Origin of the sequence: Nocardioides ginsengisoli, from assembly GCF_039537225.1 — a bacterium.
Classification (GTDB): Bacteria; Actinomycetota; Actinomycetes; order Propionibacteriales; family Nocardioidaceae; genus Nocardioides; species Nocardioides ginsengisoli.
On the sequence record NZ_BAABAC010000045.1, the window covers coordinates 20548 to 29803 of the forward strand.

Below are 9256 nucleotides of genomic sequence, written 5' to 3' on the forward strand. Positions count from 1 at the left end.
GGAGTCAGCAGAAGAGGTCGATTCCGGCCACCGGGTGGGCGTCGACCTCGCCCCGCTCGACCAGGACGTCGAGGTGGGCGATCGTCTCGCAGATCGCGACCATCTGGTTGAACCGGTCGAGCTCGGCCAGGGGGACCTCGCGGCGCGTCCACGGCAGCCGGGCGGCGACGGCCGCGGCCGGCTGTCCCGGGGCGACCGCGACCGCCGCGCGGGTGCCGGCGAGCCGCTCCTCGTGGTGCGCCAGCAGGTCGCGGACGCGCTGGTGGACGCTGCCGCCCGGCAGCCCGTGCGCCGGAACGAGGACGGCGTCCGCGCGCTCCAGCAGGGCCTCCAGCGAGCGGAGATAGTGCCCCAGGGGGAGGTCCCAGTCGCCGAGCTCGAAGCCGATCGACGGGGTGATCGTCGGCAGCACGTGGTCGCCGGTGAACAGCAGCCGGTGCTCGACGTCGTGGAAGACCAGGTGGCCCTTGGTGTGGCCGGGCGTGGGCACGGCCTCCAGGGTGCGGTCGCCGAGGCGGATCGGCCCGGCGTCGACCCAGTGGTCGGGATCGGCCCAGTCGCCGGGGTCGAAGGGCTCCGCGCGCGTCGCGTGCAGGACGTCGTCGGCGAGCTCCGCGGCGCCCGAGCGGCGCAGCTGGTGGAGCGAGGTCGTCGGGACGTTGCTGCCGAGCCGCTGGATGCCGTGCAGGCCCGGCGCCTCCGCGCGGCCGAGGTGGACGCGCGCGCCGTACCGCTCCCGGAGCCGGACGGCGAAGGTGTAGTGATCGCGGTGGATGTGGGTCACGTAGACGTCGCGGACGTCGGCCGGCGTGCGCCCGATCACGGCCAGGCCGGCCGTCAGCTCGTCGACGGCCGACGGGACGGCCCAGCCCCCGTCGATGAGGGCCAGGTCCCGTCCGTCGAGCTCGATCGCGTAGACGTTGACCGCGCGCAGCCCGTCGTTGGGCATGCTCAGCACGATCCGGTGGACGCCGTCCGCGACGGGGTGGCAGCCCGGGGCGTGCCACCAGGGGAGCGGCGAGCTCACGCGGGGCCGGACGATCCGACCTCGCCGAAGTAGGCCTCCTCGGCCCGGGCGGCGAAGCCCTCGTCGACGGCACTGCCGGTGGCGACCACCTCGCCCTGGCGCAGGACGACGACCGTCGAGCAGGTCTGCAGCGCGCGCGGCAGCGACTGGTCGAGCAGGATCGTGGTGATGCCCTGCTCGGCGAGGGCGGTGATCTGGCGGTAGACCTCCTGGACCATCGCCGGCGAGAGGCCGAGGGCCGGCTCGTCGAGGATGAGGACCTGCGGGTCGGCCATCAGCGCGCGGGTGATCGCCACCAGCTGCTGCTCGCCGCCGGACAGCGCGCCCGCGGAGATGTGCATCCGGGTGCGGACCCGCTCGGGCAGGCGCTGGGCCATCTCGTCGAGGGTCGTGGCCAGCTTGCGGCCCCCGATGCCCATTGCGTAGGCGGAGACCTCGAGGTTCTCGCGGACGGAGAGCGTCTTGAACAGCGCACGGCCCTCGGGCACCAGGCTGATCCGCAGCGGCTCGTCGCCGACCGGGTGGGTGGCGCGCTCGCCCGACGACGGCGTCATCGAGCCGTGCAGCAGCCGGCCGAGCGTGCTCTTGCCCGCGCCGTTGGCGCCGACGATGCCGACGATGCTGCCGCGGGGGATGGACAGGTCGATGTCGCGCAGCGCCTGGACGCCGCCGTAGTGGTGGCCGACGCCGGCGAGGGTGAGGACCGGCTCACCGCCGACGGGCAGCGCCGCCGTGGGAGCGGCCTCCCCGTCGATGACGCCGAGGTAGGAGCGTCGTACCTCGGGGTCCTGCAGGACGACGTCGGGCGTGCCGGTGCTGATGGTGTGGCCGAAGTCGACCGCCACGACCCGGTCGGCGACCGAGAACAGGTCCTCGAGGACGTGGTCGATGATGAGCACCGAGGTGCCCTCCTGGCGGACGCGGCGGATGTGGCCGGCGAGGATGGCGCGCTCGTCGGCGTCGAGGCCGCCGAACGGCTCGTCGAGGATGAGCAGGGCCGGCGACTCCGCGATCGCACGGGCCAGGTCGGCCCGCTTCTGCAGGCCGAACGGCAGCTCGCTCGGACGCCGGTGGGCGACCTCGCCGAGGCCGACCGCCTCGAGCAGCGCGAAGGCGCGCACCCGGTCGGCGGGGCTGATCCGGCGGCGCACCGCCAGGACGTTCTCGATGATGGTGAGCTCGTCGAAGAGCTCGGCGTGCTGGAAGGTGCGGCCGATGCCGGCCGCGCGGCGCCGCGTCGTGCGGACCCGGCGCAGGTCGTGGCCGTCGAAGGTGAGCGTGCCGTCGACCTTGCCGTCGCCGGTCAGGCCGCTGAGCGCGTTGACGAAGGTCGTCTTGCCGGCGCCGTTGGGCCCGATCATCGCCAGCACCTCGGCGCGGGCGAGGGTCAGCGAGGCGTCGTCGACGGCCTGCAGGCCGCCGTACCGGACGCCGAGGCCGGACACCTGCAGGAGCTCGCGGCCCGATCCGGCGGTGCCGTGGCCGCTCGGCAGGGCGACGCCCTCCGCGGCCTCGGTGCTGCCCGCGACCGCCGCACTGCGCAGCCGCTCCGACCAGTGGGTGAAGCGGTCGAGCAGGCGGCCGATCGTCGGGACCACGCCGTCGGGGAGGAAGATCAGCGCCAGGATGAGCAGGCCGCCGACCAGGTAGGGCTGGTCGATGCTGAGGTCGGAGGCGATGCTCGGCGCCCAGGCCAGGAAGGCGCCGCCGGCGACCGCGCCGATCAGGCTGCCGGTGCCGCCCAGGACGGTCGCGGCGATCAGGTTGATCGCGAGCACGAGGGAGAACGACTCGGGGCTGACGAAGCCCGACACCAGGCCGAGCATGACGCCGGCGAGGCCGGCGACGGCGCCGCTGAGGGCGAAGCCGGTGGCCGACTGCGCCTCGGGCGAGATGCCGACCGTGCGGGCCACGATCGGGTGGGTCTTGGCGGCGACGAGCCGCATCCGCAGCGGCGTACGGCGGACCAGCTCGGCCACCGCGATGCAGATGCCGAGCGCGGCGACGACGATCGCGAGCGCGGTGTTGTCGGAGGCGTAGAACTGCCCGAAGAGCCAGGTGAAGCCGACGACGGAGACGCCCTCGTCGCCGTTGGTCACGTCCTTCCAGACCAGGATCACCTCGGCCACCACGAGCGTGAAGGCCAGGGTGAGCAGGGCGACGTACAGGACCGAGAAGCGGGAGCCGGCGAAGCCGAGGAAGGCGCCGAGCACGCCGCAGGTGGCCATGGCGAGGGCGATGGTGACCTCGAGCCGCCAGTCGTGGGAGCTGCCCCAGGCCGTGATGTAGGCGCCGATCGCGAGCAGCGCCGGGTGGCCGATCGACCAGATGCCGCTCCAGTGGGCCAGCAGGCTCAGCGACAAGATGGTGATCGCGTAGACGGCGGCGAGCGCCACGGTGAACGCGGTGTAGGTGGGGATGCTCCCCGAGGTGATCATCAGGACGACGATCAGGGCGCCGAGGGGGCCGCCGAGCAGCCGGGCGATCAGCCAGGCCTTCACCCAGATCGGTGACATCGTGCGCGCGGGGGCGCTGCTGCTGGCCATCGAGGTCGCTTTCGTCAGGCTGTCGTCGTGCTCGGGTGAGGTCAGGGAGGTGCTCACGTCGTCACACCCGCTCGAAGACCGGGCGGCCGAAGATGCCCTGCGGCCGGACGAGGAGGACGAGGATCGCGACGCTGAACACGAAGGTGTCGCGGAAGCTCGCCGAGACGTACGACGCGGCGAGGTTGTCGAGGACGCCGATGATCAGGCCGCCGACGACCGCGCCGACCATGCTGTTGAGCCCGCCGAGGAAGATGCCGGCGAAGGCGCGGAACATGACCGGCGCCATGACCACCGGCGTCAGGCCGGTCTTCGGGGCGTAGAGCAGGACTCCGAGGGTGGCCAGGGCGAGGCCCAGCAGCCAGGCGATCCGGGCGACGCGGTGGGCGTCGACGCCCATGATGGCGGCGGTCTCGGACGACTCGGCGACCGCACGCATCGCGGAGCCGAGCGGCGTGCGGGTGAAGAGGTAGCCGACGAGCGCCATCGCGACGGCGGCGAGCGCCAGGGCCAGCAGGTCCTGGACGGTCACCCGCGAGCTGCCGATCGTGACGGTGCCGTCGATGAGTCGGGGGAAGGCCTTCGGCTGCTCGCCCCAGTGCTGGCCGATGTAGTGCTCGACGATGAGCGAGAGCCCCATCGTCACGACGAGTGCCGCGAACAGCCGGCCCTGGCCGAGCGGCCGGATCAGCACCTCGCGGACGACGAGTCCGCTCACCGAGCCGAACACGATGGCGGCGATCGCGGCGAGGATCAGGGCGAGCCCGCTGTCGTGCAGGCTCAGCGCCACGTACGTCGCCATGGTCGCCATGGTCGCCAGCGCGAAGTTCATCACGTCCGTCGACCGGAAGACGATCACGAGGCCCAGCCCGATCAGCCCGTACACGGCGCCGTTGGCGAGTCCTCCGATCAGCGTGATCAGAAGTTGGTCCACGTTCCTGCACCTCCGGTGCGTCGTCAGGCAGGAGGTGTCCTGCCGGGCAAACCGATATGAGTTCAGTTTAGGTGGCGACCGGGTGTGACCGCAACCACTTCCTCGGCGAGCAGCGCCGTCGCTGCCGTCCGGCCCTCGGCGAGGGCGTGCGAGACCCGCCGCGGCATCACGCAGTCGCCGATCGCCAGGGCCGGGATGCCACCGTCCGTGGGGACGGTGCGTGCCTGACGCTCGCCGACCTCGACGATCAGGTCGGCGGGCAGCTCGACGCCGAGCGCCGACCCGTTGTGCCGGGTCGTGATCCCCGCCGGGCCGACCGAGGCGATCGTCGTGTGGGCGAGCACCCGCAGCGGCGCGCCGTGCAGCCGCTCCATCAGCTGCAGCCGCGACTCCGGCGGGATGGAGCCGGCGAAGCCCGGGCCGGCCGAGATCACCGTGACCTCCTCGGCGCCGCGCGCGAGGGCGGTCTCGACCGCGCTCACCGTCGGCCACCAGCCGAAGCCGTCGTCGAGGACGACGGGCCGCCGCGGCGCCGCCGAGCCGAGGAGGAAGGCGGTCGAGCCGACCCGCTCGACGCCGCTCGGATCCGCGGCCGGGACGGTCTCGACCGCGCCGATCGCCCAGACGACGGCGTCGTGCCCGGCGAGCTCGTCGGCGGCGCCGACCGTCGTCTCGAGTGCCATCCGGACTCCGGCGCGGTCGAGCTGGTGGCGGTAGAAGTCGAGGAGCGCGTCCCAGGAGCGCCGGCGGGATGCCGCCGCAGCGACCCGGAGCTGGCCGCCGACCGCGTCCGCGGCGTCGTACAGGGTGACGTGGGTGCGGGCGTCGGCCGCCAGGGTGAGCGCGCACTCGAGGCCGGCGGGGCCCGCGCCGACGACCGCCACCCGCCGGGCTGGGGAGAGTGGCCGGGTGCCGATCCGGATCGGCTGGGCCGGCTTGCCCACCGTGCCGTCGGGGCCGAGCGACGGGTTCACCGTGCACATCGCCGTGGGCTCGAAGGCGCGGCACTCCTCGTTGCACGAGACGCAGGGCCGGATGTCGCGCTCGCGGTCGGTGAGCAGCTTGCGCGCGACCTCGGGGTCGGCGAGGAACGGGCGCGCCATGCCGACCAGGGCGGCGCCGTCGTCGAGGGCGGTCGCGATCTGCTCGCGGGTGCGGAAGGCCGACGACACGAGGAGCGGCGCGCCGACGGCGGCGGCCAGGTCGCGCACCTCGGCGGCGAGCGGCGGCGCGTCGGTCGCCATGTCCCGCACGTAGTGGCCGCGGTTGCCGAAGCTGATGTTGACGTAGTCGACGGGCGCCCGCGCGGCGAGGACGCCGGCGACCTCGGCGAGGTCGGCCGGGCTCAGCCCGCCTGCGTCGTTCTCGACGGAGAAGCGGACGCCGAGCAGCGCACCCGGCGCCCGGCTGCGAATCTCCTCGACGATCTCGACGAGGAGCGTCGTCCGGCCGACGACGTCGCCGCCGTAGCGGTCTGTCCGGTCGTTGACGGTCGCGGAGAGGAACTGGGCGATGAGATAGCCGTGCGCGGCGTGGATCTCGACCCCGGCGAAGCTGGCCTCGACCATGTTGGCCGCAGAGGTGCCGAAGGAGCGCACGATCGCGGGCACGTCGTCGGTGCGCAGCACGCGCGAGGCCACCGGCTCGCGCGGTCCGCGGACGCCGCTCGGCGCCTCGAACGGGAAGTAGGTCGGCGCGCCGAGGGTCTCGCGGCCCAGGTGGCCGAGCTGGACGACGGGGAGCGCGCCGCCCGCCGCGATCGCGTCCGCGCGCTTGCGGAAGCCGCGTGCGGCCCACGAGTGCCAGGCCTCGCCGAGGTGGCGCCGGCGCAGCGTGGTCTCCGCGGAGACCTGCACGCCGCCGGTGATCACCATGGCCGGCCCGCCGCGCGAGACCCGCGACCAGTACGCGCCGTCGCCGTCCTGGGGCATGCCGTCGTCGACCGCGGCGAGCCCGTGCGCGGTCGCGACGATGCGGTTGCGGAGCTGGTGGCCGGCCAGCTGCAGCGGGTCGGCCATGGTGGCGCGCTCGGACATCGGATCTCCTGGTTCTGGGCGGGTGATCGGGGTGATCGGGGTGATCGGGGTGGTCGGGGGTGATCGGCGTGGTCAGGCGGCGTGGTCGACGACGAGCATCAGCGCCTCGGCGACGCAGGCGGGCCGGTCGCCGCCCTCGATCTCGAGCGCGTAGCGCACCCGGCCGAGCGCGCCGGCCGGGCGCTCGGTGACCTCGACGAGGGAGGCGGTCGCGCGGATCCGGTCGCCGGGGCGGACGCTGGCGGGGAAGCGGACCCGCTCGAGGCCGTAGTTGACCGCGCGGTCGATGTCGGCGAAGTCGAAGATCTCGGAGCTCAGCCGCGGGACGAGGGAGAGGACCAGGTAGCCGTGGGCGATCGTCGTCCCCAGGTCGCTGTCGGCGGCCCGCACGGGATCGACGTGGATCCACTGCCAGTCCTCGGTCACGTCGGCGAATCCGTCGATGCGTGGCTGCTCCATCGTCAGCCAGCCGCTCGCGCCGAGGTCGGTCCCGGCGGCGGCGCGGAACGCGGCCGCGCCGCGGAAGACCCGCGTCATGCCGGGGCTCCCGCCGTGGCGGCGGACGGGGCGACGACGAGCCGTCCCCGCACCGTGCCGGCGCGCAGCCGCGCGATGCCGTCGGGCACCTGGGCGAACGGCAGCCGCTCGATCGTCGGGCGCAGGACGCCGCTCGCGAGCAGCGCGTACGCCGCCTCGACGTCCGCGCGCGTGCCGCCGGAGGATCCGACGATCCGCACCCGCCGGCGGACGACGTCCGCGGTGGTCAGCGTGGTGTGCTCGGCGCCGAGCCCGACCATCACCACGGTGCCGCCGTCCCGCACTGCGGCGACGGCGGCAGCGGTCGTCGTACCGAAGCCGGCGAAGTCGACGACGACGTCGAGCTCGAGGCCGCGCAGGTCGGCGGCGTCGGCGTAGGTGGCGGCCAGGCCCCAGTCGGCGGCGAGGTCGCGCGCGGCCGGGTCGGTCTCGGCGGCGTGCACCTCGGCCCCGAGATGGACGGCGAGCTGGGCGCCGAGCTGGCCGAGCCCGCCCAGGCCGACGATGCCGACGCGATCGCCGGGCCGGACCGCGGCGACCACGGCGACCGCGTGGTGCGACGTCATGCCCGCGTCGGTGCCGATGGCGGCCAGCTCGTCCGCGAGCCCGTCAGGTACGGCGACCAGGTCGGCGGCCGGGGCGACGTGGTGGGCGGCGTAGCCGCCGTCGCGCTGGTAGCCCGGCACGGTCCGGCCCATCGGATGCACGCCGACCCGCTGGCCGGGCGCCCAGTCGGTGACCTCGTCGCCGACCGCGACGATCTCGCCGGCGATCTCGTGCCCCAGCGTGATCGGGTTGCGGGTGATCTTGTCGGCCCACGACGGCTCGTCCAGCTCGCCCACGTCGGAGTGGCACATGCCGGCGGCCCGGACCCGCATCAGCACCTCGTCGGCGCCGGGCGTCGGGAGCGGGACGTCGTGCAGCGTGAGAGGGCGCCCGGTCCCGGTCCAGCGCCAGGCCTGCATCCGCGGGGTCTTCATAAACTGAATTTAGTTCAGTATGGTGGCGGCTGTCCACCACCAGCCGAGGAGACCGAGATGAAGAGCGTCGCGCTGCACGTCGTGGCCTATCCGGAGGGCGAGGTCGGGCCCGAGCACTTCGCCGTCGTCCCGCTCGAGCTGCCGGACCCCGACCAGCTCGCCGAGGGCGAGGTCCTGGTGCGCAACACCTGGACCTCGGTCGACCCCGGCCTGCGGCTGCGGCTGAGCGCCGCCGCGCCGGACGGCTACTTCGCCGCCTTCCCGCTCGACCGGCCGATGGACGGCGTGCTCACCGTCGGCGAGGTGCTCGCCTCGCGCGCCGCGGGCTTCGCCCCGGGCGACACGGTGTGGCATTCGCTCGGCTGGCGCGAGCACGCCGTCGTCCGGGCCGACGAGGTCGCGATGAACGGCGTCGGGACGCTGCGGCGCCTCGACGTGACCGGCCGCGAGCCGCAGTGGTTCCTCGGCGCGCTGGGGCCGATGGGCCTCACGGCGTACAGCGGGCTGGCGGTCGTCGACGGTCTCGGCGGCGGGGGCGTGGTCTGGGTGTCGGCGGGCGCCGGCGCGGTCGGGTCGCTGGTGGCCCAGATCGCCCGCAATCTCGGGCACCGGGTGATCGCGAGCGCCGGCTCGCCGGAGAAGGTCGCGTGGCTGCGCGACGAGCTCGGCATCGACGCCTTCAGCTATCGCGACGAGCCCCTGCGCGACGGCCTGCGCCGGCTCGCGCCCGACGGCATCGACCTCTACTTCGACAATGTCGGCGGTGACCACCTCGAGGCCGCGCTCGACGCGATGCGGATGCACGGCCGGATCGCGCTCTGCGGGACGGTGTCGGACTACGAGTCCGAGCCGCGGGGGCCGCACAACATCTTCCTCGCCACGGCGAAGCACCTGACCCTCGCCGGCTTCCGCGGCAGCCTGCACCTCGACCTGCTCGACGAGATGCAGCAGCGGGTGGGCGACTGGGTCGCCGCCGGGCGGCTGCTCCACCGCGAGTCGGTCTACGACGGGCTCGAGAGCGCGCCGACGGCGCTGGCCGACCTGCTGGCCGGGCGCACGATCGGCAAGACCCTGGTCCGCCTGGCGTGAGCGCCGTGCCGGACCGATCAACAACATCACGAGGTAGGAGAGTCATGGGTCGTTTCGACGGGCGGGTCGCCGTCATCACCGGAGCCGCGCGCGGGATCGGGTTCGGCACC

Annotated in this window: 7 protein-coding genes; 1 reads left to right on the forward strand and 6 read right to left on the reverse strand. The window is 74.1% G+C overall.

The window, feature by feature from the left end; all coding sequences use genetic code 11:
• Window positions 1-4: 4 nt before the first annotated feature.
• From AB4880_RS23235 to AB4880_RS23260, 6 genes are all read right to left on the reverse strand, one after another.
• On the reverse strand, window positions 5-1027 hold the full coding sequence (locus AB4880_RS23235; protein ID WP_367921603.1) for an MBL fold metallo-hydrolase: 1023 nt from the start codon (window positions 1025-1027) through the stop codon (window positions 5-7).
• On the reverse strand, window positions 1024-3630 hold the full coding sequence (locus AB4880_RS23240; RefSeq protein WP_367921604.1) for an ATP-binding cassette domain-containing protein: 2607 nt from the start codon (window positions 3628-3630) through the stop codon (window positions 1024-1026). The genes AB4880_RS23235 and AB4880_RS23240 overlap by 4 nt, the downstream gene beginning before the upstream one ends.
• Before the next feature lie 4 nt (window positions 3631-3634).
• Entirely contained in the window at window positions 3635-4504 is an 870-nt protein-coding gene (locus tag AB4880_RS23245; protein WP_367921605.1) for a branched-chain amino acid ABC transporter permease, read from the reverse strand.
• Window positions 4505-4566: 62 nt separating this feature from the next.
• Complete coding sequence (locus AB4880_RS23250) at window positions 4567-6540, reverse strand: oxidoreductase (protein ID WP_367921606.1); 1974 nt, start codon at window positions 6538-6540, stop codon at window positions 4567-4569.
• Window positions 6541-6612: 72 nt separating this feature from the next.
• Entirely contained in the window at window positions 6613-7077 is a 465-nt protein-coding gene (locus AB4880_RS23255; protein WP_367921607.1) for a MaoC family dehydratase, read from the reverse strand.
• Window positions 7074-8057 (reverse strand): alcohol dehydrogenase catalytic domain-containing protein, encoded by a 984-nt coding sequence (locus tag AB4880_RS23260; protein ID WP_367921608.1) that lies wholly within the window; start codon window positions 8055-8057, stop codon window positions 7074-7076. Before AB4880_RS23260 ends, AB4880_RS23255 begins: the two co-directional genes overlap by 4 nt.
• 57 nt (window positions 8058-8114) lie before the next feature.
• On the opposite strand from AB4880_RS23260, the gene AB4880_RS23265 reads away from it, so the two are divergent.
• Window positions 8115-9146: an NADP-dependent oxidoreductase gene (locus AB4880_RS23265; protein WP_367921609.1), complete on the forward strand. Its 1032-nt coding sequence runs from the start codon at window positions 8115-8117 to the stop codon at window positions 9144-9146.
• Window positions 9147-9256 lie beyond the last annotated feature (110 nt).